General features: G+C 52.9%; 22 protein-coding genes. 5 read left to right on the top strand and 17 right to left on the bottom strand.

All coding sequences use genetic code 11. The features are described 5' to 3' along the window. Window positions 1-121: 121 nt before the first annotated feature. Window positions 122-2,065 (bottom strand): glycoside hydrolase family 127 protein, encoded by a 1,944-nt coding sequence (locus SNR34_RS13800; protein ID WP_486182159.1) that lies wholly within the window; start codon window positions 2,063-2,065, stop codon window positions 122-124. A 141-nt stretch (window positions 2,066-2,206) separates the two neighbouring features. On the opposite strand from SNR34_RS13800, the gene SNR34_RS13795 reads away from it, so the two are divergent. After that, on the top strand, window positions 2,207-3,052 hold the full coding sequence (locus tag SNR34_RS13795) for a helix-turn-helix transcriptional regulator (protein WP_486182158.1): 846 nt from the start codon (window positions 2,207-2,209) through the stop codon (window positions 3,050-3,052). A 76-nt stretch (window positions 3,053-3,128) separates the two neighbouring features. Here the strand turns inward: SNR34_RS13795 and SNR34_RS13790 are convergent, their stop codons facing one another. Then, entirely contained in the window at window positions 3,129-3,545 is a 417-nt protein-coding gene (locus tag SNR34_RS13790; protein WP_339277989.1) for a MerR family transcriptional regulator, read from the bottom strand. A gap of 167 nt (window positions 3,546-3,712) precedes the next feature. Here SNR34_RS13790 and SNR34_RS13785 point away from each other — a divergent pair, with 167 nt between their 5' ends. Both SNR34_RS13785 and SNR34_RS13780 read left to right on the top strand, forming a co-directional pair. Further along, window positions 3,713-4,060 carry a carboxymuconolactone decarboxylase family protein gene (locus SNR34_RS13785; RefSeq protein ID WP_236416945.1) on the top strand — a complete coding sequence of 116 codons (348 nt, stop codon included), beginning with the start codon at window positions 3,713-3,715 and terminating at the stop codon, window positions 4,058-4,060. 73 nt (window positions 4,061-4,133) lie between these two features. Next, window positions 4,134-5,174, top strand: coding sequence for an NAD(P)-dependent alcohol dehydrogenase (locus SNR34_RS13780; protein WP_236416943.1), 1,041 nt, complete (start codon window positions 4,134-4,136; stop codon window positions 5,172-5,174). Between the two features lie 138 nt (window positions 5,175-5,312). On the opposite strand, the gene SNR34_RS13775 is transcribed toward SNR34_RS13780, so the two are convergent. Further along, window positions 5,313-6,140, bottom strand: coding sequence for a serine/threonine-protein kinase (locus SNR34_RS13775; RefSeq protein WP_343260789.1), 828 nt, complete (start codon window positions 6,138-6,140; stop codon window positions 5,313-5,315). A 262-nt stretch (window positions 6,141-6,402) separates the two neighbouring features. Further along, on the bottom strand, window positions 6,403-7,794 hold the full coding sequence (locus SNR34_RS13770) for an MFS transporter (protein ID WP_486182157.1): 1,392 nt from the start codon (window positions 7,792-7,794) through the stop codon (window positions 6,403-6,405). Between the two features lie 114 nt (window positions 7,795-7,908). Here SNR34_RS13770 and SNR34_RS13765 point away from each other — a divergent pair, with 114 nt between their 5' ends. After that, window positions 7,909-8,805, top strand: coding sequence for a LysR family transcriptional regulator (locus tag SNR34_RS13765; protein WP_486182156.1), 897 nt, complete (start codon window positions 7,909-7,911; stop codon window positions 8,803-8,805). A gap of 80 nt (window positions 8,806-8,885) precedes the next feature. On the opposite strand, the gene murB is transcribed toward SNR34_RS13765, so the two are convergent. After that, the gene (gene murB / locus SNR34_RS13760) at window positions 8,886-9,815 is read right to left on the bottom strand and encodes a UDP-N-acetylmuramate dehydrogenase (protein WP_236416937.1); all 930 of its coding nucleotides are present in this window, start codon (window positions 9,813-9,815) and stop codon (window positions 8,886-8,888) included. Between the two features lie 337 nt (window positions 9,816-10,152). On the opposite strand from murB, the gene SNR34_RS13755 reads away from it, so the two are divergent. Further along, window positions 10,153-10,539, top strand: a complete 387-nt coding sequence (locus tag SNR34_RS13755) for a hypothetical protein (RefSeq protein ID WP_486182155.1) — start codon at window positions 10,153-10,155, stop codon at window positions 10,537-10,539. A 15-nt stretch (window positions 10,540-10,554) separates the two neighbouring features. On the opposite strand, the gene SNR34_RS13750 is transcribed toward SNR34_RS13755, so the two are convergent. From SNR34_RS13750 to SNR34_RS13695, 12 genes are all read right to left on the bottom strand, one after another. Beyond that, complete coding sequence (locus SNR34_RS13750; protein WP_486182154.1) at window positions 10,555-11,505, bottom strand: helix-turn-helix transcriptional regulator; 951 nt, start codon at window positions 11,503-11,505, stop codon at window positions 10,555-10,557. Between the two features lie 120 nt (window positions 11,506-11,625). Next, window positions 11,626-12,828 (bottom strand): MFS transporter, encoded by a 1,203-nt coding sequence (locus SNR34_RS13745; protein ID WP_486182153.1) that lies wholly within the window; start codon window positions 12,826-12,828, stop codon window positions 11,626-11,628. Window positions 12,829-12,908: 80 nt separating this feature from the next. Then, on the bottom strand, window positions 12,909-14,123 hold the full coding sequence (locus SNR34_RS13740) for a M24 family metallopeptidase (RefSeq protein ID WP_486182152.1): 1,215 nt from the start codon (window positions 14,121-14,123) through the stop codon (window positions 12,909-12,911). 18 nt (window positions 14,124-14,141) lie between these two features. After that, window positions 14,142-14,963 carry an ABC transporter permease gene (locus SNR34_RS13735; RefSeq protein WP_486182151.1) on the bottom strand — a complete coding sequence of 274 codons (822 nt, stop codon included), beginning with the start codon at window positions 14,961-14,963 and terminating at the stop codon, window positions 14,142-14,144. Further along, a complete protein-coding gene (locus SNR34_RS13730) occupies window positions 14,956-15,873 on the bottom strand; it encodes an ABC transporter permease (protein ID WP_236416932.1) in 918 nt (305 codons plus the stop codon). Before SNR34_RS13730 ends, SNR34_RS13735 begins: the two co-directional genes overlap by 8 nt. Then, entirely contained in the window at window positions 15,870-16,988 is a 1,119-nt protein-coding gene (locus SNR34_RS13725) for an ABC transporter ATP-binding protein (protein ID WP_486182150.1), read from the bottom strand. Before SNR34_RS13725 ends, SNR34_RS13730 begins: the two co-directional genes overlap by 4 nt. A gap of 57 nt (window positions 16,989-17,045) precedes the next feature. Further along, window positions 17,046-18,182 carry an ABC transporter substrate-binding protein gene (locus SNR34_RS13720; protein WP_486182149.1) on the bottom strand — a complete coding sequence of 379 codons (1,137 nt, stop codon included), beginning with the start codon at window positions 18,180-18,182 and terminating at the stop codon, window positions 17,046-17,048. Between the two features lie 57 nt (window positions 18,183-18,239). Continuing rightward, window positions 18,240-20,228, bottom strand: a complete 1,989-nt coding sequence (locus tag SNR34_RS13715) for a hydantoinase B/oxoprolinase family protein (RefSeq protein ID WP_486182148.1) — start codon at window positions 20,226-20,228, stop codon at window positions 18,240-18,242. Next, window positions 20,228-22,270: a hydantoinase/oxoprolinase family protein gene (locus SNR34_RS13710; protein ID WP_486182147.1), complete on the bottom strand. Its 2,043-nt coding sequence runs from the start codon at window positions 22,268-22,270 to the stop codon at window positions 20,228-20,230. The genes SNR34_RS13715 and SNR34_RS13710 overlap by 1 nt, the downstream gene beginning before the upstream one ends. A 15-nt stretch (window positions 22,271-22,285) precedes the next feature. Then, window positions 22,286-23,038 carry an FCD domain-containing protein gene (locus SNR34_RS13705; protein WP_236416923.1) on the bottom strand — a complete coding sequence of 251 codons (753 nt, stop codon included), beginning with the start codon at window positions 23,036-23,038 and terminating at the stop codon, window positions 22,286-22,288. Between the two features lie 242 nt (window positions 23,039-23,280). After that, the gene (locus SNR34_RS13700; protein WP_343260800.1) at window positions 23,281-24,351 is read right to left on the bottom strand and encodes a threonine aldolase family protein; all 1,071 of its coding nucleotides are present in this window, start codon (window positions 24,349-24,351) and stop codon (window positions 23,281-23,283) included. After that, window positions 24,338-24,796, bottom strand: coding sequence for a MarR family winged helix-turn-helix transcriptional regulator (locus tag SNR34_RS13695; protein ID WP_236416921.1), 459 nt, complete (start codon window positions 24,794-24,796; stop codon window positions 24,338-24,340). Before SNR34_RS13695 ends, SNR34_RS13700 begins: the two co-directional genes overlap by 14 nt. Window positions 24,797-24,828: the final 32 nt, after the last annotated feature.

The raw sequence follows: 24,828 nt of genomic DNA, 5'->3' as shown, positions 1-24,828 counted from the left end.
GGAAGGCCCCCGGTAGTACAGAGGGACCTTCTGTCCTGCAAGACTTGAAACCGCACATTATGGCCGGGCAACAGTACAACGCCTTGAAACGGGGGGTTGCGCTGATACCTCCATCTCTGCATCAATGGCGCAGCCAGACGCTCATTTCACCAGGTTCACGGTTCCCCCATAAGTAATAAGGAATTGCCGTAAAGCGTACCGGCGTGCGGGGTTTGCGAATCGGCTGGTACGGCTGGTCCTCCGGCCATGCGGATGCGTCGGCGGTCAATCCGTCACCCTCCACCACAACACAACCGCCGAGCAGATGCGGGGCTTCGCGCTCGGTCAGGTTCGCTGCCTCGGCAATGGACAACGAGGCAAGCGGCGCTCCGTTATCCGCTTCTTCCACGCAGTATACGAGCGGTCCGCGCTGAATGGCAGCTTTACCGGCGTCAGCCCGAATTTGCGGATGAGCTTCGATCAACTGCGTTTCCATCGGCAGCAGCCACTCCAGCGCATCTCCTTCTGACCAGAGACGGCGGATATGAGCATAACCGTTGTTCACCATATATGCCTGCACTTCGCCATTTACTCGCAGAACAGGCTGCCCGCTCTGGAACCAGTTCGGAATCCGCAGCGCCAGCGTAAAGTCCGTGCCGTCTGCGCTTCCTGGAGCAAGCGAGACGTTGAAGTCAACTTTGCCGTTCCATGGGAGCTCGGAATGCTGACGAAGCGTGACTTCCCTGCCTTCGGCCGACGTAAATTGCACCGTGCTGCCAATGTACAGATGAACGTGAACCGCGTTATCCTCCGCAGACACATCATAAATATAATCGTTCAGCGAGCTGAGCAAACGGGCCACGTTCGGCGGGCAGCAGGAGCAGCCGAACCATTTTTGGCGGACCGGTTTCACATGATGCTTGTCCGGATTGCGTTTGCTGGCCTCCGGCCATACCTCAAGCGGGTTGACGTAGAAAAAATGTTTGCCGTCCTTGGACATGCTGCCAAGCACGTTGTTGTACAGCGCACGTTCCATCACGTCCGCATATTCGCTTTTCGCTTCCAGGCGAAGCATCCGGCGCGCCCAGAAAATCAGTCCGATGGATGCGCAAGTCTCCGCGTACACCGCGTCATTGGGCAGATCATAGTCGAAGGTGAACGCCTCGCCCAGATGCGTCGCACCAACGCCGCCCGTAATGTACATCTGTTTACGAGTGGTATTGGCCCACAGCCGTTCGCATGCCGCTCGCAAACTGTCATCCCTCGTTAAACGAGCCAAATCGGCCATGGCCGTATACATATAAACGGCACGCACAGAGTGTCCGACCGCAGCCGTTTGCTCGCGCACCGGCAGGTGCGATTGGTACATCTCCAGATTGGGCGAACCTTGCGACCAGAGCCCCGTTCTGCCGCGCCGTTCCCATTCCTGGACGAAATAACTCGGGCTGCTGCCCCGCTCATCGATGAAATATTGGCTCAATTTCAAATAACGCTGCTCTCCGGTCGCATGGTACAGCTTGACCAGTGCCAGTTCGATCTCCTGGTGTCCGCAATACGCTCGCATCTGATTCTCCCCTGTGCCGAAAAGCGTATCGATCAAGTCGGCGAAACGGCATGCAATGTCAAGCAGCTTCCTTTTGCCCGTCGCTTCGGCATAAGCCACTGCGGCTTCGATCAGATGTCCCGCGCAGTACAGCTCATGGGCCTCGTACAGGTTGGTCCACTCTTTGCCCGGCTCCTTGATCGTAAAATAAGTATTGATGTACCCATTATCGCGCTGCGCCTGACCGATCAGATCAATGGCTTCGTCCGCGATGTTCTCCAAATCAGGATCAGGATGGCTCCGCAGCGAATAAGCAACCGCTTCCAACCATTTATATAAGTCGCTGTCCTGAAACACCCATCCCCCGAATTCGCCCTGTTCCAGACCGGCAGCGATTCGGAAGTTTCGGATGGCGTAGCTTGGCTCCGCCCCTTCAATGCGGTCATTCAGCGCTTCCCATTGATATGGAATGACCGTTTGACGTACCAGCGCGGAATAGCCCTCCCAAAATTGGTCCCGGATGTGAACCTGTGTTGTCTGCATCAAACGTACCTCCTATATAAATTGACTCTTTACGAACTCCATTATATGCTTGGTATTACTCACTTAATAGCAATGGAATGAACCAATTTCTATAAAATATAACACAGGCAAAGGGGTGTGAACGTTCTGGACGAAAGCACCATGATTGAGCTTCGGATGCCCCCGCTCCCCTATTATTTGGGATCAGGCCGGACAGAGTACATCATCGGGGATCAACATCCCCACCGCAGTCATATTGGAGCGTATGATTTATTGATTATTGTCCGTGGAGAGATGTACATCGGCGAGAATGGATCGCAATGGACGCTCACGGAGGGAGACATGCTCCTGCTGCTACCAGATGCAGAACACTATCCTGTCAGGCCCTGTGAGCGGGATACCGTTTTTTATTGGGTTCACTTTGAGCATGCACCCAAACGGGATGCATTTCCGGCAGAGCAAACGGAGAGCAGTCCATCCCCCTACTCAACCAGGCCATTCATTAACCCTTACACGCTGCGGCTGCCGAAATACATGCATTTGCCTGACCCGCGGACGGTGTTGGGGATGGTGGAGCAATTGCTGGCCCAACCGCCCTCCCTCTCCTTTTGGCAGGAGCAGCAGTTGCTTGGCGAATTGCTCGGCTTGCTCGAAGAAGGGAGCTTTGGTCGAACGGATTCGGTGGCTTCCCGACTGGCGGAACGGACTGCGGCATACCTTCAGGCCCATTATCGCGAGAAAATCACCAATGAAGCGATCGCGTCGGCCCTGCATTTTCATCCGAACTATATCGTACGCTGCATGAAAGCGAGATACGGCTGCACGCCGTCGGACTATCTGCAGCAGTATCGGCTGGAACGGGCCAAACGTCTCCTGGTCACGACCGACTGGTCCATTGACCGGGTCGCCGAGGAAGTCGGGTTTCGTTACTCCCCCTATTTCTCCTCCTGTTTCAAACGTGAATTCGGACTTTCACCGCTGCAATTCCGCAAACAATATTTGAAATGAAAAAAGAGCGAAATCATCCCGTACCCTTTACGGTGTGATTCGCTCTTCTTTGATGTTCAAGCGGTAATGCAGATATTCAATTGCCCGTTCTTGTTTCCTTGGATTCGGCGATTCGATCTGTATCGAGTTCTGCTTCGCAAGCGGACAATATTCCATCATAATCTTCGATTTTCAGATCCAGTCTGCGAATGGTCTCCTCGATTTCCCGCTGCTTGGCTGCCAGTTTCGTGCGTTCGTCGATGAGAATTTTTTTGCGATCCTCAAGGGTATGGTCCCCTTTCATGAACAATGAGGTATATTCGATCAGCGCTTCGATGGTCAACCCTGCGCTCCGCATGCATTTGATGAATTCCACCCACTTGATATCCTCTTCCGTATAATCGCGGACCCCGTTCTCTTTCCGACGTACCGGCGGAATCAACCCGACCTGCTCGTAATATCGAAGCGTTGCCGACGTCAAATCGAATTGCTCTGCCACTTTCGTTATATTCATTGATTCACCCCATTAATCTTCATCGTTTTAACTTATCACTTAAAGTTAACTTGAAGTCAAGAGATATACATCCAACTAAAAAAAATTAAATCCCCTCTTGCCTTCAAGTGGACTTGAAGGTCTATACTGCATCTTGCGCCTGAAAAAACGATAGGAGGCTGATCGATATGGCGGAAAAGCAAACAGCTGGACGGGATCTGCTGGGCGGCTTCGCACCCAAATTCGCCGAACTGAACGACGACGTCCTGTTTGGTCAAGTATGGTCCAGGGAACAAGAACTCTCCCCTCGCGACCGCAGCATGATTACGATTGCTGCATTGATTGCCGGAGGCAGCTTCGAACAATTGACGCCTCATCTTCATAGAGCAAAGACAAACGGCGTGACGAAAGAGGAAATCAGTGAAATCATCACGCATCTTTCCTTCTATGTCGGCTGGCCGAAAGCCTGGTCTTCGTTCAACATTGCCCAGGAAATTTTTAACACGGAGCAAGAGAACGCGGATCGCAATGCCTAATGAGCATCTGCAGCAACACTCTCTATTTTTTAAAATTCTCACTAAAAATAAATACACAAAGGAGTTTTGAATCATGTGCCAAACCAAAGTATTGAGCGCACCAAGCGCAAAAGCCAAATTCGAAAGAACGACGATCGAGCGCAGAGACCTGCGTCCGCAAGATATTCTGATCGATATCAAATACAGCGGCATCTGCCATTCGGACATCCATAGCGCCTACGACGAATGGGGCGGCGGCATCTTCCCGATGGTTCCTGGCCACGAAATTGCCGGTATCGTCGAAGCTGTAGGATCGGAAGTATCCAAGTTCAAAGTCGGCGACCGCGTTGGCGTTGGCTGCTTCGTGGATTCTTGCGGTGAGTGCGAATACTGCTTGAATGGAGACGAGCAATACTGCACCAAAGGCGTGGTACAAACCTATAACAACCTGGATTATGACGGAAACCCGACATACGGCGGTTACAGCCAAAAAATCGTCGTCAAAGAAGGATTTGTCGTTCGCATTCCGGACAGCCTCGGCCTCGATGTGGCAAGTCCCTTGTTGTGCGCAGGCATCACGACCTATTCCCCATTGAAACATTGGAATGCAGGCCCTGGCAAAAAAGTAGCCATCGTCGGCATGGGCGGATTGGGCCACATGGCGATCCAATACGCGCACGCGCTTGGGGCCGAGGTTACTGTGCTGAGCCGCTCCATGGACAAGAAAGACGAAGCACTCCGCTTTGGCGCAGACCACTATTATGCTACCGGCGATGCGGAAACGTTCAAGACGCTCGCGGGCCGCTTTGACCTGATCCTGAACACCGTATCGGCCAACCTCAATGTGGATGCTTATCTGTCACTGCTGCGCATCGACGGCACGATGGTTAATGTGGGTGCGCCGGCCGAACCGAATCAATTCAGCGTATTTTCGCTGATTATGGGCAGACGCAGCATTGCCGGTTCCCTCGTCGGCGGCATCGCCGAAACCCAGGAAATGCTTGATTTCTCCGCAGAACATGGCGTCGTGCCGCAGATCGAAGTCATTTCCGCCGATCAGGTAGACGAAGCGTACGAGCGCGTGCTGCGCAGCGATGTTCGTTATCGCTTCGTCATTGACGTCGCTACGCTGTAAGTCGTATAGCTAAAATGGAAGGGCGGCCTGTTTACAGGTCCGCCCTTTTGATTATGCTCATGGTGGCGTGCATCCGTATATTTTGATTAATCCCATGAAATTTCCGCAACGATGAATAACCGATTCCCCTCATCGGGCTTATCGGGCTAAAGCTTCCGTCCAAGCCGAATGAAACTCGTTAATGCTTGAGTACCGCTCTGCCTTTTCCGCCTGCACGGCCTTCAAGGCAATACGGTACAATTCATCCCCTGCTCTCCACGCTTCCCGCGAACGATCCGTTCCGCCGCCGAACAGCTGGAAAGCGGCAGCACCCATCAGATACACATTTGATCTTTCGTCAATCACGGCCCCTTGTTGAAACTCTTCCGGCGACATGTAACGGCTTGACCCCCACATCCGCCCCATCGTGTTTATGATCGGTTTGTTTTTGCTATAGAACTCGATGTCGCACAGCATCATTTGCTTTCGCTCGAAATCGTACAAGATGCAACCGTCATAAAAATCGATGGCGATGTACCCTCGTGAGTGAACATGGATATGGAATAACACAATTTCATGAAAGATGTTTAATTTTTCTGTCAGCGGCAACGTTTCAAACCGTGCATGTGACGCATACTGCCTACCCATACAATCACCCTCAAACCAATTGAACACGGTAATATATCCTCCGTTAACTTCCTTATGCCCGATCAAATGGATTAGCGCGGGGTGAGACAAGTCTTCGTAAATGGAAATCGTGCCTTTCATGCGACTCACGGCTTCATCCGGGCTTGTATTGGACCGCACGGTCGACGCTCCCGCTAGTTTTACAAACCGTTTCCGTTCTGCACTCTGAACTCCGAAACACAAATTGCCCGAATCCTGCTGGTCATAAACTTTAAACACGCGTCCATAGTCCGACAGAAACTCAAAATCGAAGTCTTCTTGCAAATCAAACGAAACGCCATCGATCGTTTTGGTGATCATTGCCCACGCTCCCATCGGAATTCAGAATCACTATTTACACAGAGCAACTACGTGGTCAGAACCATCTTCCGATCGCTGTTATCCCCAGATTTTTCTTATCCCTTTCTCAAGGGGAAATCCGGTGATAGCTTATGCTTCCGATGCAGCTTTCCTTCAGAAAGCTTTTAGGCGACCGCTTCGCTTCTTCAGATTCTTTCTGCCCTCTCCGTTCTCGTTAATTATATCGTTCAATTTATATATGCTGGCACAGATATTATAGTTTTCATGAAAACGTCTTGTCCACTACGGCTGATTCGGACTTTTTCAGGTTAATGATAACCAGAGACACGGCAATGACGGCAAGAACCAGACCAAGCACACGAAATCCCGAGGCGCTGAACTGTTTACCCATAATAATGCCTGTTAACAATGACGAGCCGATCGTACCCAAATATCGCGACGTATTGAACAGTCCGGATGCGACGCCGATCATTTCATGGGGTGAACTATGGAACAGCGCTGCCTGTATTCCCACTCCGTTCAAGCCATTGGCGATCCCGAATGCAGCCAAGGCCACGATCACCCCGAAAACGGACGAGTACGCATTCAAACTCACCATCCATATGGAACCAAACACCATAAGTGCGCTGGAAGCCAGCAATGCTGGCCGGGCTCCCGCACGATCCACCCAACGGCCTGCAAACGGCGATGCCACAAGCGAGCATAGTCCCAGCGTCAGCATGATCAAACCCGTATTAAATTCGTCAACGGCCCGAACCATCTGCAGGTACGAAGGCACGCCGAAAAACAGCGCATAATATAACACATTGATCAGGATGTATTGTACGTTGACCCAAGCCATGCCCGGATACCGGACAAACGCCCGCAAAGGAATAAATGGTTTATCTATAGCCAGTTCGCGCCTAATGAACAAAACGAATGCGATTAACCCGACAACCCCGATGATTACCGGCCACAAGGACCATTTTCCGACAGAGCTCCAGGAGAGCAAGCTTACCAAAGTGCCGATCAACGCCAAGGAGAACAGCAATATGCCGTAGAAGTCGATGAACTTCAACCATTCGCGAAAAGATCTTGCTCTCGCTCCGGACTGTCGCGTGTTTTCAGCCGGAATGAACCTCCACGATAACAAGAACCCTGCCACCACGAACGGAACGTTGACGAGAAAAATGGCGGGCCAGTCCTGCCAATGGATGAGCATTCCCCCGACAAAAGGTCCGATCGCAGCCGCGCCGGATAAAAAAATGGACAATACCGACAAGGCCGCCCCTTGTTTGGTCGTCACATGCACGCGAACGAGTGCCATGCCAACGGCAATCATCATGCTTGTGCCAATGGACTGTATGATCCGGAAAACGATTAACCAGCCAAAGGTTGGGGACAACGGCGCCAGCAAGGAGGAGATAAAAGCAACGGCAAGGCCGGTCAAAAATATTTTTTTGCGCCCGAATAGGTCACTGGCTTTGCCCATAATGGGTTGGGCGATTGCGCTCGCAACATAAAACGAAAACACGATCCACGATACCGTCGCAAAATCCAGCGCATACACTTCTTTCAGCCTGGCCACGGCCACGGAAATCATGGATGAGTTCAAGGGGTTCAATAAAATGCCGAGCCCTACCGAAATGATTAACCATCTGCGATTCACATTCATTGTGGTACCCTCCTGTTGTTGATGATGTCATCTTACCGGAGGTTGTTCATTTATTCCAACGCATTTTATGTTATGATTTCATGTACTCAAGGGAATAAGCAAAGGAGAATGGAGATGGAACTGTTACAATTGCACTATTTCTTGGCCGTCGCCAGGCTGGAGCATGTCACCGAGGCAGCACGGAGCTTGCACGTTACCCAGTCTTCGTTAAGCAAAACGATTCAGCGGCTTGAAGAGGATTTGGGGGTGCCCCTCTTCGACCGTACGGGAAGGAAATTGCGGCTGAATGAATTCGGTAACCGTTTCCTTCAGCGTGCGGAGAGAGCATTATTTGAATTGGAACAGGGACAGCAGGAGCTCAAGGACTTGTCCGGTCCGGAACACGGTACGTTGGAGCTGGCCGTAACCACCGCAAGCCGGCTGCCGCAAATTTTGAGCATTTTTCGGCAAAAGCACCCTCATCTTCATTTTCATGTGCAAATGCTGACCACGGATGAGATGCTGGTTCGCCTTCATCGCGGAGAGGTCGACTTCTGCCTGTCTTCGCCCCCGGTTAAATCGGATGAAATTCACTGCGAAACGGTATATGCCGACCCGATTCTCGTGGCCGTCCCCCATGGTCATCAACTGGCCAATCGGCACAGCGTGCCTTTGTCGGAATTAAAGGACGAATGGTTTATTGGCGTAAAAAAAGGCTACGCTACGCGCGACCTCGTCGATGCCAGATGCCGCTCGGTCGGATTCGTACCCAACTACGTGTACGAAGGAGATGAACCCGCCAGATTGAGCTCGCTGGTGGAAGCCGGGATCGGCATTGGATTCATCCCGGGCACAGCAAAAAATCCGAGAGAGCGGATATCTTATTTGCGAGTAGAAGACGTTCAGTTGGTGCGGGAAATCGCCCTGTTATCGCACAAAAACCGATATATCTCTCGTGCCGCCCATGATTTTCGCGAGGTCGTTGTCGAGTACTTCGCGACGTTATCATTAGAAGATCAGCACCAGACATGAACAATGAAGAGGACCTGCCGCTCGGCTTGAGCTGCAGGTCCTTTTACCAAAATCTTCGGTTATGGTTATAAGATGCGTGCTTAGCTGCCTGCCGGCGCCTCATCGCCAATGATGATGACTTCCGTCTCCAGGTCCACGTTGAATTTGCGGCTCACCGTTTCCTGAATGAGCGCGATCATTTCGATGTAATCCTGCGCCGTCGCATTGTCCACGTTAACGATGAAACCCGAATGTTTACGGGACACTTCCGCACCGCCGATCCGGGTTCCCTGCAGCCCGCTATCTTGAATCAGCTTGCCCGCGAAATATCCCTCCGGACGTTTAAACACGCTTCCGCAGGAAGCATATTCAAGCGGCTGTTTGGACTCCCGCGCATAGGTCAGTTCATCCATTTTGGCCTTAATCTGCACCGGATCTCCAGGCGCCAGGTTGAGCTTGATATCGATGATGATGTCCTTCTTGCCCATAAATACGCTCTTGCGATAGCCCAGCAGCATATCTTCACTCTGCAGCGTCATTATTTCTCCCGCCTCAGTAACAATCGTCGCCGACTCCATCACATCGGACATTTGGCCGCCATAAGCTCCGGCGTTCATGTAGAGCGCCCCACCGACCGAACCCGGAATGCCGCAGGCAAATTCAAGACCCGTGAGGCTGGATGCCAGCGCCTGTCTAGAAACGTCTATGATCGCCGCCCCGCTCTGGGCGATGATCGTGTTTCCGTGCACTTCAATCTTGTTCAGGTTTTGGAGGGACATCGTAATGCCGCGAATGCCGCCGTCCCGCACGATCATGTTCGAACCATAGCCCAGAATCGTCAACGGGATGTCATTCCCGGCTGATCGTTTTACGATGGCTGCCACTTCGTCGACCGTTGTCGGGAACATCAGCACATCGGCGGCGCCGCCCAATCTTGTATACGTATAATTCCGGATCAATTCGGAATATTTGATATGTTCCTCGGGGAAATCGCCAAACAGGGTTTGGCATAATGCCTGATAAGAATTCATGATTTCTACCACCTTGTCTTCAATACATGTATATATCATTATACGCCGGGTTGCCCGGTTTTGCCCAAACAAATCCGAACGTTATTATAAACTCGCAAAAAAACTGCGAATCAGCCACCGTTTTGAAGCGTCGCGTTCGGCGGCCAGCAAGCGTTGAATATGCTCATTATACTAATCGATCCGGAAGTGATTGACAAGTAAACTGCATTGAAATTAATGTATAGAACTCGCACTGGCCATGTCCGGATTCATCTGCATCATTACCGTTTCCAGCCGGTTTGCTGCCGCAGATCAGCGAGGGATTGCCATGTTTACAGGCAAATGAAGGAGACGCCCATTGCTGCTCGCCGTCATCGTTGGTTTTGCCGCCTTTAACACGGTTGCCGCCCTTTCATCCAGCTATGCCCTGATTCTCGCTGCCCGATTCTTGCAGGCGTTGCTTGGCTGGCACTGCACTGCTCATATTATCGCTTTGTGCACTGGTCGTAGTGTCTCTTGCCCGGAAATACAGCTTTCCCGCAAAATAAGGCGGCTGCTATGTCCGAATGCCAAAGACCGCTGCCCAACATTAGACGGGCAGCGGTCTTTGACCTTTTCTTTTTATATGCACAAGGGCGTAAATCCGCAGCAAAAATTGCCGAACGGCTGGGGGATGCCGATCCTTTTACCTTTTCTAAAGCAATTTATAAAATACTATAACGTCGTTCCCTCGAAGTTCAATTGACGTTTGGGATTCTGTTCAGTAGCGCGCCATCATGTGCATGATTTCCTGTCTAACCCTCAATCGGAATGATTCCGGCTCCAATACTTCAACGTTCGCTCCCCAGCCGAGAATCCATTGCAGCAGTTCTTCCTCCTGTCGAACCCGGAAATGAACCACGTATCCCTCCGGCTGCCATTCTTCCGTTTCCATGTAGTGAATGTTCGTTTCTTTCACCCGATCCGCTATAGCTGGATTGAAACGGGCAGAAATACGGACATCCCGATCGTCTCGCGGCATGTATTCATGTAAATTAAAGCCGGTGGGCACTTCGAACCTTTCTTCCGTCATAATGGGATTACTGATTCTGGATACCTTGAAATGACGGGTGTCTCCCCGAAGATCGCAATGCGCGAGCAGCATCCAACCGGCTTGCACCAACACAAGCCCGAGCGGGGCCACAGTCCGTTCGCTAGCCCGGTTTCCGCTTGGTTCGGGTACCCTTTTGACATAATTGAAACGCAATTTGTTGCCTGACAGCATCGCGGAACGTATCAGATCCAGGTGTGACTTCTCGGATCGTTTGTGCCCATGCTGCTTCAAATCGGGCAGCATGCGTATGCTGCCGAGAATTCGTTTCGCTTCGTTTTGAATCGGTTCAGGCAAAATCGCTTCGATTTTCCGGCGCGACGATTGCGCATTCTTCCCGTATCGGTCATCGAAACGCCGCTCCACGAAATCGGCTCCGATCAGCAAAGTTACGGCCTCCTCTGCCGTAAAACTGACGGGAGGCAAAAAGTAACCCTCCATTAACGAATATCCGGTGCCGGGGGCACCAACAATGGGCACACCAGCTTCGCTAAGCGCCTGAATATCCCGGTAAATCGTTCTGACGCTTGTCTCCAGCTTGGCCGCCAGTTCCTGGCCTTTGATCACTCTGGTACGCTGAAGCTCCAGAACGATGGCTAGCTGCCGTTCGGTTTTGTTCATTCGCCCCGCTCCCTTCATGTCCAGATTATATCGCCTCACCCATCAGAATACAAAAACGCTGCTGACACCGTTATGTCAGCAGCGCTTCAATTCATTTTTTTCACTTGTTCGTGCCGAATGTCAGTAGATCGGATTGCCACTCTCCCGCCCGGCTCGCCCGTTCAAGAGAAAACGGCATAACGCGAAGCCAGCCATGGCGTACACCCCGATCATGCCCACAATGCCGATCCATCCGAAATGACTGTATATGTATCCTCCACCGGTTCCGCTAACGCTTGAACCCACATAATAAAAGAATAAATACAGGGCGTTTGCCTGTGACTTGTGATTTTCTGCAACAAGACCTACCCAGCTGCTGGCAATGGAATGTCCGCCAAAAAATCCAAAGGCAAACAATGCGAGGCCCACGATTTTGACCCACAGCGCCGAATGCATGGTACAGATCGCGCCCGCCAGAATGATCGCAATAGCAATGCCGAGTACATGGGAACGCCCATAACGGTCCGCAAGCCTGCCCATCCAGGTGCTGCTTACGGTGCCCATGAGATATACGACAAAAAGACTGCCTACCAGGGATTGGCTGAGGTGATACGGCGCACCGGTCAGTTCAAAGCCGATGTAATTGAACAGCGTAACAAAGCCTCCCATCAGCAAAAAGCCAAGCCCGTACAAACTCAGGAGCCGGGGATTCCGGCATTGTGACCATAGAAGGCATATCGCCTGGCGCAAGCCGGGAGAAGTCTTGACGAAATTCCGCGACAGCGGAATCAGCAGCCAGAAGACGACGGCTGCGCACAGGCCGAGCATGCCGATAAATCCGATCGCTGTACGCCAACTGAACCAGTCGGTAATGACCCCGCTGATAAATCGCCCGGCGAGCCCCCCGATCGAATTGCCGCTGATGTACAATCCCATGGCGTACCCCAGGCTTGCGGGTTCGATTTCTTCGGACAAATACGTCATCGCCGTGGCAGGCAGACCTGCAAGCGCCACGCCTTGCAGAACGCGGAGCAACAACAGGTCGGCATATCCGTGGCTGAATGCGCTCAGAATGGCAATGACGGAAGACAGCACCAAGGATGCCGTCATGATCAAGCGCCGCCCAAGGGCGTCGGACAACGTGCCGATAAACAACATCGTAATGGCCATCGCCACCGTTGAAACGGAAAGCGTCAGGCTGGATTGTGCCGGAGTAATGGCAAATGCATCGCTAATCTCCGGCATGAGCGGTTGGAGGCTGTATAACAGCGCAAACGTAACGAATCCTGCGGCAAACAGCGCAAGGCTAATGTTTCGAAACGTCTTGGTTCCCTGCTGAATCATTGAAATTCCAACTTTCTCGGCAGGAAAGCTCCTGGATCGGCAGCTGCCTGATCGCTTGCTTTGAAGCCTTCCGGGATTCGTTATTTCGTGAACAATTTGCGCTCCATGCGAGTCAGAAACTCATATCCGTCCGGCGTCACGACCACCGTATCTTCGATCTGGAAGCCGCCTGCGCCGAGTTCGTAATAAGGCACCTCTACGCACAGCACCATGCCAGGCTCCAGAATGTGCTGGTCGCCCGGGGAAACGGTCAGGTCATCATACAGCTCCAGGCCGATGGCATGCCCGACATGCTGTCTACGGTAATGCGGGATGCCTTCGCGCTGTACGCGGGACACTGCCGCATGAAATATGTCTGCGGCCTTTACGCCAGGGCGTACGGCTTCAAGCGCCGTCTCCCATCCGCTTTTTACGGCGTTGAAATGCTTTTTCATCCATGCCGTCGGTTCGCCGGCAACGACGGTACGTCCCGTATCAGCCCAGTAGCCGTCCAACTGCATGCATAGATCGAAGCGGATTTGGTCCCCTTGCTCGATCGTATGGAAATAGTTTTCGATCAGCGGCAAGGCGCTGCGCGGTCCTGCTCCCACGGCCGTCATGGCCGGCGTTCCGCCTGCGCGCATCACGGCAAGCCGATAATGGTCTGCCAGTTCCTTTTCATGCACGCCTGCCGCGATAAGCTCGATCAGCTCCCGCTCGATCCGTTCATTGACCTCAGCGGCGCGGCGCAGCCGTTCGATCTCGAACGGCGTTTTCACAAGCCGGATATGCCGGAACAATGTATACGCGGGAACAACAGCCCCATCCGGCAAGGCATCTTGGACCTGGGCCCAAATATTCGGCGCAATCCGCATTTCGTCGATGCCGATAGGCTGATTTTCAATGCCAAGGTGCTTCAACGCAGCAAACAAGGCATCTGCCGCTCCTTTGTGAATCACCGTCGTTTGCAGCAAGGAATAGAACAGATCAATGTCAGCGGTGGAAGGTTTGCCTTCGATTGTTCCCTCAACAAAGAAATCGCTATAAGCAAAAATGTCAACGTTTGTGATGCCGAACTGGGCGACGACCCCCAGACGATTCGTCGGAATGACGATGCACGGCCTTGCCGAACGGTCGGCGGGCAGTATGGCATAGATCTGCATCGTCCAATTGCTGGCTCGCAATTGCGATCCAATGACATAATGGATATTTTCCGGCGTTGTGGCAACCAGCGCTTGGAGTCCCTGCGCTTTCATGACTTCATCCGCACGGTCCCTGTTCAAGCTTGAACCTTCGGATGGTTGCTGTGGATTCATAGTTTCGAGTCCTCCCTTTTATTTTTTTCTGCTGCCAAACCATCCTTCGAGTCCCGGAATGGAGCGAAGCACCAGCTTGATCGCCATGAATAGAGCCAAGGCACCGACGATCAGTACAACCGACACGGCCGCGATCGTGGGGTCCTGCCACTTCTCCATGTAGAGGAAAAGCTGGATCGGCAGCGTATAGCTGTCCTGGCGCAGCAGCAGCAGCGCAGCTTCGACCTGGTCAAACGTAAATACAAAGGCGATCGACCCGGACAACAACATGGCGAATTTGAGCTGCGGCAGCGTAATGGTGAAAAAGATCCGCCACGGGCTTGCCCCGAGATCGGCCGCAGCCTCCCGATGGACCGGCTTCAGGTTCGCCAACGCACTGCCCACAATGGTCAATATAAATGGCAGCACGATGACGGCTTCTCCCAATACAAGCCCGAACAGTCCGCCAGCGATGTGCATTTTGGAGAACAGAATCAGATAGGCGATTCCCAGCGTAATTTTCGGCATGACCATGGGCGATACAAAGAAAGCCCGCAGCAATCCCGCACCCGGGAAAGGATGCTGCACGATGGCTACTGCAGCGAGCGTCCCCGTTACCAATGCCAGCAATACGGCTCCCGCCGATGCGATCAGGCTGTTTTTGAAAGCATCAAGAAACTGGGTTTGCTCCCGCAGATTGGCATACCATTCCAAGGTGAAGCCTTGGGGCGGAAATTTGCTTGCCGATCCGGAACCTACGGACGTGAATGCAATCATTAATAGTGGGAGCAACAAGTATACGGCGACCGCCCCAACGAACACCGCGAGAAGCCATTTGGTTACGCGTCCCGACTTAACCATGTGCACGTCCTCCTTCCCTGGAACGACGGAACATAAGCCATTCCGCACCTTTGTTGACCAGCAGCGACACCACGACGGATGACACCAGCAGGAACAGGCTTGCCACTGCGGCCATCGGCCAGTTTGTGTCCAGCGTTCGCTGGTAGATGAAGACCGGCAGCGTCATCACCCTGCCCCCGCCGATCAGCTGAGGGGTCGTAAATGCAGTCAGGCACAGCGTAAACACGATCTGGATGCCGCTTGCAATACCTCTGGCCGACAATGGCAGCGTAATGGTAAAAAAGGTTCGCCAGCTGCCGGCTCCGAGATCCTGCGCCGCCGCTTTGAGCGAAGCATCGCTCTGCGACAGCACGTTCAGGATTGGAAAGACCATAAACGGCAGAAAGATGTGCACAAGGGCAATGACAACGCCCGTCTCGTTATTCATCATATTGAACCCTTCCTCGGTCATGCCCAGATGAATGAACAGCCAGTTCATGAAACCTTGTTTGGACAGAAGCAATTGCCAGCCATAGGAACGAACCACTGCACTCACGAGCAGCGGCAGAAACGTAAGCAGCAGCAAAAACTGCTTCCATCCCGGCTTCTTCAAGCCGGCGATGAAATAAGCGAGCGGATATGCAAGCAACAAGCTCCACGCTGTAACCTTAAACGCGATGCGGAACGTGTTTCCGATCAGTTTCCAATAATATGGATCCGATAGAAACGCGCGGTACGTGCTTAAGTCCCAACCTCGGACCAGCTTGCCGTTGTCGTACATGTCGAAGCTGTATCTTCCGAAAATCAGCAATCCGCCGAGATACACAATGCCCATTAGCAGCAATGCCGGCAAAAGGAGCAGCAATTGGGTCGTCCATTTGCGGTTGCCGGACGAATACATGTTTACGACCTTTTCGGTAATCCGGCTCATGATGCCGCACCCGCACCGGAGTCAGCGAGCAGCAAGGCATCTTCCGGATCAAAACCGAGCTGCACGGCTTCGCCCGGCGCATAGCGCAATCCTCCGCGCTGATGCGGAACACTTGCTTGAATGCGCAGGTTACCCAGCGTTTCGATGACATAACGGATACTTGCTCCGCCGTACACACTTTCGATAACACGACCTTGCAATTGGTTGGTGCAGTTGGCCGCCTCGTCTCCAAGACGAATATACTCGTAGCGAATCGATAACGAATGCTTCGCACCTTGCCGGAATGCGGCAGGTTCTTCGTTTGTTCCCGCAAGCAGCGAATGCCCCTGAATGCTCACGCGGATCCCATTTGAAGCGGGCTCGTCCACGGACACGTCCAGTAGATTCGTATCCCCAATAAACTTGGCCACAAAGCTGTTGGCAGGTTTCTCATAAATTTCGTCCGGCGTCGCGTATTGAAGCAATTGGCCTGCACGCATAACGCCGATGCGGTCGGACATGTTCATCGCCTCGCTTTGGTCATGCGTGACGAAGATAAAGGTGCCGCCGAATTCGCGCTGGATGCGCTTCAGTTCCCGCTGCATGTCGAGGCGCAGCTGCATATCGAGCGCGGAGAGCGGTTCGTCCAGCAGCAGCACTTCGGGTTTGTTGATCAGCGCTCTCGCAATCGCTACGCGCTGTGCCTGTCCGCCGGACAGCTGCAATACGGCCCGTCTGCCGTAATCCCCAAGCTGCACAAGTTCCAGCATCTCATGGACCTGGCGTTTGATCTCGGCTTTAGGCGTCTTTTTCACCTTGAGTCCGTAAGCGATGTTGTTGAATACATCCATGTGCGGAAACAGCGCCAGCTGCTGGAAAATCATATTGCTGCTGCGGCCGTATGCCGGAACGCCCGTGACATCCTGCCCGCCGAGCATGATGATTCCGTCATCGGGCTGTTCGAGCCCGCCCAGCATTCGGAGCAGCGTCGTTTTGCCGCAGCCGCTCGGGCCCAGAAGGGAGACAAACTCTCCCTTGTTGACCTGAAGCGTAACTTGATCGACGGCAGCCCGTCCCCCATAAATTTTCGTAACGCGCTTTGCCTCGATCGAGACGGATTCCTGCCCATTGCTCATCTCGGGTCCTCCTATCCCTGCCTGGGGATAAATTCGTCTATGTTCCAGGCGACTATATTATTGAAGATTGGTTTTGACGAGGCGATCCCACAGTTCCTTCCATGCAGAGCTGTCCCGGGCGAGCACGTCCCAATCGGGATTGATGCCATTGCTTTGCGTTTCTACCGAGAACGAAGGATCATCCTTGTATTTATCCGGCACGGCAGCGGCAGTGCTGGTCACCGGCGTGCCGGTTGCTTCGGCGTAACGTGTCAACGCGTCGGCACTCAGCAGCTCATTGATGATTTCATTGGCCACGCGTGTTTGATCAGGCGTCGAACCTTTGACGACTTGGAGCGAATACGGGAACGAAATCGCTCCTTCTTTCGGGTAGGCTACGGCAAGCGGCGAACCGCCGTCGATCCAGGTTTGGGCAACCTGTGCGCTGAATGGCGCAATCAGGGCATCGCCGGATTCGAGCAGTGCTTTCAACTGGTCATTGGATGTAACGAGGGTACCGATTTGGTCGCTATGGTCAGCCCAATATTGGAATGCAGGTTCGGGATTGTCGTACGATGCGCCGATCTCCTGTCCTTTGGTCGCGATCAGCGGCGAAATATAGGAATAGAACATGTAATCCCACAATGCCGTCTTGCCTTTGAATTGCTCGTTCTCCCACAGGTCGTTCCAGCTCGTCGGCGGCGTGGTTACCAGATCCTTGTTGTAAACGAGGGCAAAGCTCGATACGCCCCATACGACGCCTTTGTTGTCAGGCTGGTGGAACTGCTCGGGAATGTCCTTGATGTTCGTCACGATGCTGCTATCCAGCGGCTCCCACATGTCATCGTTCACACCTTTGGCCGTGGCATCCGCGTTAAAGTAACCGAAGTTGACGACAGGGTTATCCGGATCGGCCTGTTTGCCTGCTACCATTTTGGGATACATGATTGCATTGGAGGATTCCTCGAAAGTAACTTCAACGTTCGGATGTTCCTTGACATATTCGGCAACCACTTCTTTAGGCACGATATCCTGGTTGGAGCCCGCCCAGATAAACATGGTCAGCTTGATTTTATCGCCGCTGCTGTCCGAAGCATCCCCACTCTCGGAAGCTGTACCCGAGTTGCTTGCCCCGCCGCAGGCCGAAAGTACGAGCGAAGCGGTCAGCGTCAACGAAGCCAGGCTGAAAAAACGTTTGCGGTTTGATTTAAACATACGAATTCCCCCATAAGATTAGTTGGTTAATACGATTACAAGTTTACATGTTCAGGCTTACTGATGACCGATTCCCTGTAGTCCGATGTTTTTCCTCAACCCGTTCACGATGGCGGCTATTTCCTGTGGCGTCACGGATGAACCAGCGGCATGTCTTTGTTCCACGATATCCATCGTCCGGCGTTTCAAATAATCCCGGAGGGCGAGTGGATATTCCTTTAGTGCCTGTCCCAGCGTCAACTGCATCTCATCGCTCCAGATTGCTTCAAATTGTTCCCTGGTCGGACCATAGCTGAATTCTTGCGCATGCTGCTGCTTGGCAGACCGCAGTGCGTGTGTCCCAGACTCGTCGACATCCGTGCCCTTCACTACGACGCCGTAAAGCTCCCGCGCTTTTTCCAGGGAAAGCAAACCGCTTCGAACGTCTGCCAGCACCGACTGTGCATTCCGGTTCAACGGGTTGCCGTATCCTCCCCCGCCTTGGGACAGGAAGGTTACGGTATCCCCGGGTTGCAGCAGCAGTTCGTCAATCCGGCCAAGATTTTTCTCTTCCGGAAGTCCCGCGTTAAGGATGGCCTCTCCATGCGTGCCGACATCGCCGCCCAGCCTGCCCCATGGCTGAAACTCCATGCGTTCCATATTCCGTGCTGTCATGATCGTATCCGGTGTTACGATTCTGACGCGCAATGCGATCCCGCTTCCACCGCGATATTCGCCGGCGCCTGCCGAATCTTCACGGAGCCCGTAATGCTCAATCAGCACCGGCATTTCGGACTCGACCGTTTCGGCCGGAATGTTGCGCAGGTGTCCAACGGCAAAATCCATTCCGTCAATACCGTCTTTCATCGGCCTTGCTCCTGAACCGCCGCAAATCGGTTGAATGACCCCGACCTTTTTCTTTCCGTCCGCTGCGTCCGTCATCGCCATCATGACGATGCACGCTTGCCCCGCGCCGGCTGCGGGTACTTTGCTCGCCTCGGCTTTGCCAAGAGCGCCCGTGATCACGTCCATCAGACGGATGAACGTTGCCGCCCGTGCACCGACGGCAGCCATCGGTTCCGGATTGAGCACCGAGGCCGGCGGCGCGTAATTGCGCACCATTCGAATCATGCCGGAGTTCCATGGGATCGTCGGGTCCAGCGTGCGGAAATAGCGAATCAACGCCGGTACAAGCATGTAATGCCCTTGCTGATTATGCGTCGGGATATTGAACGAAGCCCGAACCTGAGGATCGGTGCCGCTAAAATCGAGATGAATGTCGCTATCCTCGATCGTCATCTTGCAGCGCAAGCGGATGGGGTATCCTCCGGGTCCCTTTTCGAGATAATCCCAGAAATCGTAAGCTCCGTCCGGAATATCCCGAACGATGGCACGTGCCTTCATTTCGGCATATTCGAGCAATTGCTCGATGCCTTGCTCAATCCGTTTCACGCCATAACGAGCGACCAGTTCGGCAAGGCGCTGTTCACCCCGGTTCAGGGCAGCCATCAGCGCTTTGAGGTCGCCAAGGTTTTGCTCCGGAATCCGGCTGTTATCCAGAAACAATCGCATGACATGCTCGTTCAACACGCCAGCTTCATATAACTTGACCGGAGCGATGCGAATGCCTTCCATGTGAATATCGTACGCGCTGGGAGATACGCTCCCCGGCACCTTGCCGCCAACATCGGATGAGTGCACGAAACACATGCCGTAAGCAATGACGCGCCCCTCGTGGAAGTAGGGTTTGATCAGATGAATGTCGGGAAGGTGGGTCACCATGCCTTTCGTGGCATAAGGATCATTGCAGATAACCAAATCCCCTTCCTGCCAATCCTCGATACTACGTATCGTCGCTTCTGCAGGAATACCGAGCGAGAGGTTATAACCTGTTTCCAGCGGTGAACCAAACGTCTCCCCTGAAGGAGACAACAGATATGTGCCGAAATCGCCGGTCTCTTTGACAAAAGCGGTAAACCCTGTTCGCAGAACGACGTTCGCCATTTCCTCGACCGCTGCTTGGATCCGATTGTTGAAAATTTCCAGAAACACCTTGTCCGCGATCATTACGTCGCCTCCCCGATCAGATTGCCATGCGCGTCCCTGCGTACGTTAAAACCTGGAGGTACAAAAATCGTCGTATCATACTCCTCCACGATAACCGGACCCGGGATGCCCGCATCCAGCGGAATCTGTTCCCTTGTCAACACTTTCGCCGTTCTCCGCGCATGATCGAACGTTATGTTTCGTTCCTCTGCTCCACTTGCGTGGTTGACTTGGGCAAACGAATCCACGCTCCCATGGCTCGGCACGATGCCGACAATCGTCGCCCGCAGGCTGATGAACATCACTTCCGATTCCGGCTGGCTGATTCCGAACACATTTTGATAGAATGTATGGAACTTTGATTTTGCCTTTTCGGGATGGTCAATTTCTTCCTGCGTCAATGCAATTTCCAAATCAAAGGCCTGTCCTTCATATCGCATATCGGCGCTATAGAGACAGTAGACGCTCTCCAGTTCCACGCCGCCCCGTGCCTCTACCTCTACCCAGCTTCGTCCCTGCCGTTCCAGATCCGCATAAAAGGAAGCCAACTCTCCGCCTGCTAAAGCTTGGCTGCTCTTGTGAAGCGAAAAGACAAAGTCGTTTCGGAGATTGGCCACCGTGCAGCCCATCGCACATAACGTTCCAGGAGCAGGCGGAACAAGCACTCGGCGGATGCCGACTTCCCGCGCCATCAGAAATGCATGCATGGGGCCGGCTCCCCCATAAGCCAGCAGTGTGAAATCGCGCGGATCAATGCCCTTGCGAGCCATGAGCGGCGAAAATTGGGCATACATGTTGGCTGTGGCGACATCGAGAATCGCCTGTGCCGTTTGCGTTGCATCAAGGCCCAGCCTATGGCCCACAGCGTTCAGTGCACGTTCCGCAAGCTCAGGATAGAGATGCATCTGGCCGCCGAGAAAACGATCCGCCTGCAGGATGCCGAGCTGCAAGTATGCGTCTGTCGTTGTGGGCTCCTCACCGCCCCGGCCGTAACACGCAGGACCTGGATAAGCCCCGGCGCTGCGTGGGCCAACCTTAAGGACGCCGACCGTGTCCAGCCATGCAACCGATCCGCCTCCAGCCCCGATAGCCGTAACGTCCACGGCAGGCAAGATGACCGGAAAATCACCGACTTTGTTCTCGGTGGAATACGCCGGCTCTTTGTCGATCAAAGCCACATCCACACTTGTGCCACCCATGTCGAACGTAATGACTTGATCGATGCCTGCCTTCCGGGCAATATGCGTCGCTGCAATGACGCCTGAGGCAGGTCCCGAAAGCAAGGTGCGAACAGGCTCGCTAGCCGCACTTGCCGCTGTCATGATGCCGCCATTGGACATCGTGGAGAGCAGGTTTGCTTTTAACCCATATTCATGAATACCCTCCTGAAGCCGTACAAAGTAAGAGCCCATGCGTTCTCCCACATATGCATTCATGGCGGTGGCCAGCGTACGCTCGAATTCGCGCTGCTGCGGCCAAATGGCGCTGCTTCGGCAAATGAACAATTGCGGATGCCGTTCCCGGATGATTTCTTCCGCTTCCTTCTCATGAGCAGGGTTGGCGTAAGAGTGCATAAAGCTGATCGCAAGCGCCGTAATGCCTTCCTCCACCAGTTCGTCAACTGCTTGAACAAGCTGATCACTGTTTAGCGGCAGCAGCACGTCCCCGCTTGCAAGCGCCCGTTCGTCGATTTCTTTGACGAGATATCTCGGTACAAGCGCCTCCGTCTTATCGCCGTACAGGTTCGTCGTATCCTCCAAGCGAAGTCTCCGGATTTCAAGAATGTCGCGGAAACCCTTTGTAACAAGCAGCCCTGTAACCGCTCCGTTGCGTTCGATCAATGTGTTGACGCCAAGCGTCGTGCCGTGGACGAACAGGTCGATATCGCCAATGTTCACGCCTTGTGCCTGAAGCTGATCCAATGCGTTAAAGATGGCCCGTTCAGGCGCTTCGGCGATGGATGGCGTCTTCAGCGCAGCGATCATCTGGCCTTGCCGATCCGTCACCAGCGCGTCCGTGAACGTGCCCCCGATGTCGATACCCAAGCGATAATTTGTGGTCACAAGTTCATCTCCTTTTCAACGCGCTTTCTCGATGCTAAGCGACTGGTTTTTCATGGAAAAGTAACGTTTGACGTCCTCGATCATCTGGTTGATGTGATTGACCATCGCGGCTTCGGCATCTTCCGGAGAACGCGATATAATGGCATCCAGAATCTGACGGTGATCGACCACTAATTCGCTCCCGACCGTACGCCGGATATACGCGGTCTCCAGAAAGTCCCTGCTCGTGTCCCATACCAATTCGACGGCATGGAGCAAGAACTGGTTCTGGGCCGCATAAGCCAGCAGCCGGTGGAATTCCCGATCTTCCTCATAAGGAATAACGTTCTGCGCCAATTGCCGGTTCTGTGCCTCGATGGATTGTTCGAGCAGATGGATGTACTCTTTCGTGGCACGTTCCGCAGCCAGCGAAGCAATCTCCCGTTCCAGCGCCCTTCGGGCGACGAGAATGTCGAGCAGCGCTTTTTCGCCCGAATGGTTCAGCGTCTGAATCAGGCGCGAGTTCACGTTTTTCTGCTGCAATTCCCGTTCCGTCGTCTTCAGTCGTTCCAGGCCCGCTTCGGTCAATACACGGCCTTTTCGCCCTTCAAGCACCGTGTACCCCTCGACATCCATTTCCATAAGCCGTCTTCCGATGGTAGCCTGGCTCAGGCCGTATCTTTTTCCCAACGTATGCACGAGCGTGCTTGCACCGACAGGAGCAATCGCATCCCGAAGTTGTTTCAAGAGCTCGTACTCCAATTCCAATTCGTATAACTCTGGAGCCACATGTTCCCCCCCTTATATGTAGGTTTTCTTTCTTATTGTTACTCACTGATGATTAACGTATTACATGAAGTATAACGGTAAACCTCTATAATATCAATCATTCTGACCAAATTAGTATGAATTAAATGAAGTATACCTGCTTTTCATTCCCATAAATACGATAAAAGCCGCCCAAAGGCGGCTCTTGCAGAATCATATATAGTCTGAAGCAAACTATTCGCAACTCACTCACAGCTGCAATCTCACGCTGATGTATAGCTAAGATGGGCGGATGCAAGCTGTATTCTGTGAATGTCATCGGTCAGCATGTCCACATGTTCCTTTTTGGTTGCCCAGCTTGTACAGATCCGGACGACCGTGTGCGTGTCGCCAAGTTTTTCCCAGACGGAGAAAGAATAGGTTTGGCTTAACGTTTCAAATACGTTGTTCGGCAAAATCGGAAATAGTTGATTCGTTCCGGAGTTATAGCGCATCCCGAATCCGTTCAACACAAATGCGTTTCGAATGTCCGTTGCCATCCGTACCGCATGGCGGGATACGTCATAATAGAGCCCGTCCTCAAACATCGTTTCGAACTGAATGCCAAGCAGTCTGCCTTTGGCCAGCAGTCCTCCACGCTGCTTGATCTGATATCTGAATCCCTGCTTGAGGTCATCGTTGACGATCACGACAGCTTCCCCGAACAACGCCCCTAGTTTCGTTCCTCCGATATAAAAGACGTCACACAGTCGGGCAATATCCGCCAACTCAAGATCACTGCCTTCGGAAACCAGTCCATACCCCAATCTGGCACCATCCATAAAGAGGGGAAGTCCGCATTCCCTGCACGCACGGCTCAGTGCTTCCAATTCGCTCAGGCTGTACGTTGTGCCATACTCGGTCGGGTGCGATATATAAACCAAACCAGGTTGAACCATGTGCTCCCGGTTGCCGCTGTTCCAATGGGTCATATGTAATTCCCGGATTTGCTCGGCTCTCAGTTTTCCATCGTCGCTGGGAAGGGTAAGCACCTTATGGCCTGTCGCCTCGATTGCCCCGGTTTCCAATGTTGCGATATGCCCGGACACAGCGGCCACTGCCCCTTGATGGGGGCGCAATATCGAAGAAATCACCGTCGTGTTCGTCTGCGTTCCGCCAACCAAAAAGTGCACGTCTGCCTGCTCTGCATGACATGCTTTTCGGATCAGGCCTCTTGCCCTTTCGCAATAGATATCCGTGCTGTATCCCGGAGTCTGCTCTTCATTGGTTTGAACGATGCGCTCCAGAATCCGCCCATGCGCACCCTCCGCATAATCATTGTCAAAACGTATCATTGCCTGCACCTTCCGAAATTTCTAATTTTTGTTGAATCAACACCATGGACGCATGGATCTCTCGAATATCCTTTTCCGACAAGTTTTTGAATAAACGGTGGATTTGCTCATCCGATTTTTGATCCAATTGGGAAAACACCTCAAGACCCTTATCTGTCAACGAAATCAGGCTTGTTCTGCTGTCCGACTCCGAATTTTCTTTCCTGATGAGTCCTTCCTTGCCCAGTTTGGCAATAATTCTGCTCATATAGCTGCGATCAATATCCAGCTTCTCGACCAGACTGTTCGCAATGCATTGTCCCATAAAACCGATCTCCAGAATGACTCGCGCTTCAGTAAAAGAGTACTTGGAAGTCAATATATGTTTGTCCAGCAGCCCAAGGATGCTTGTATAGAAACGGTTGAATTTGCGGATATCCGCAACGATCGGATCAGTCGGATACATCGTCAATCCCCTTTTTTGTGGACTATGTCAAC

The sequence above is a fragment of the Paenibacillus sp. XP01 genome (assembly GCF_057364885.1).
Note: the sequence above shows the minus strand (reverse complement) of the source record. Positions and strands in the feature narration are given on the sequence as shown.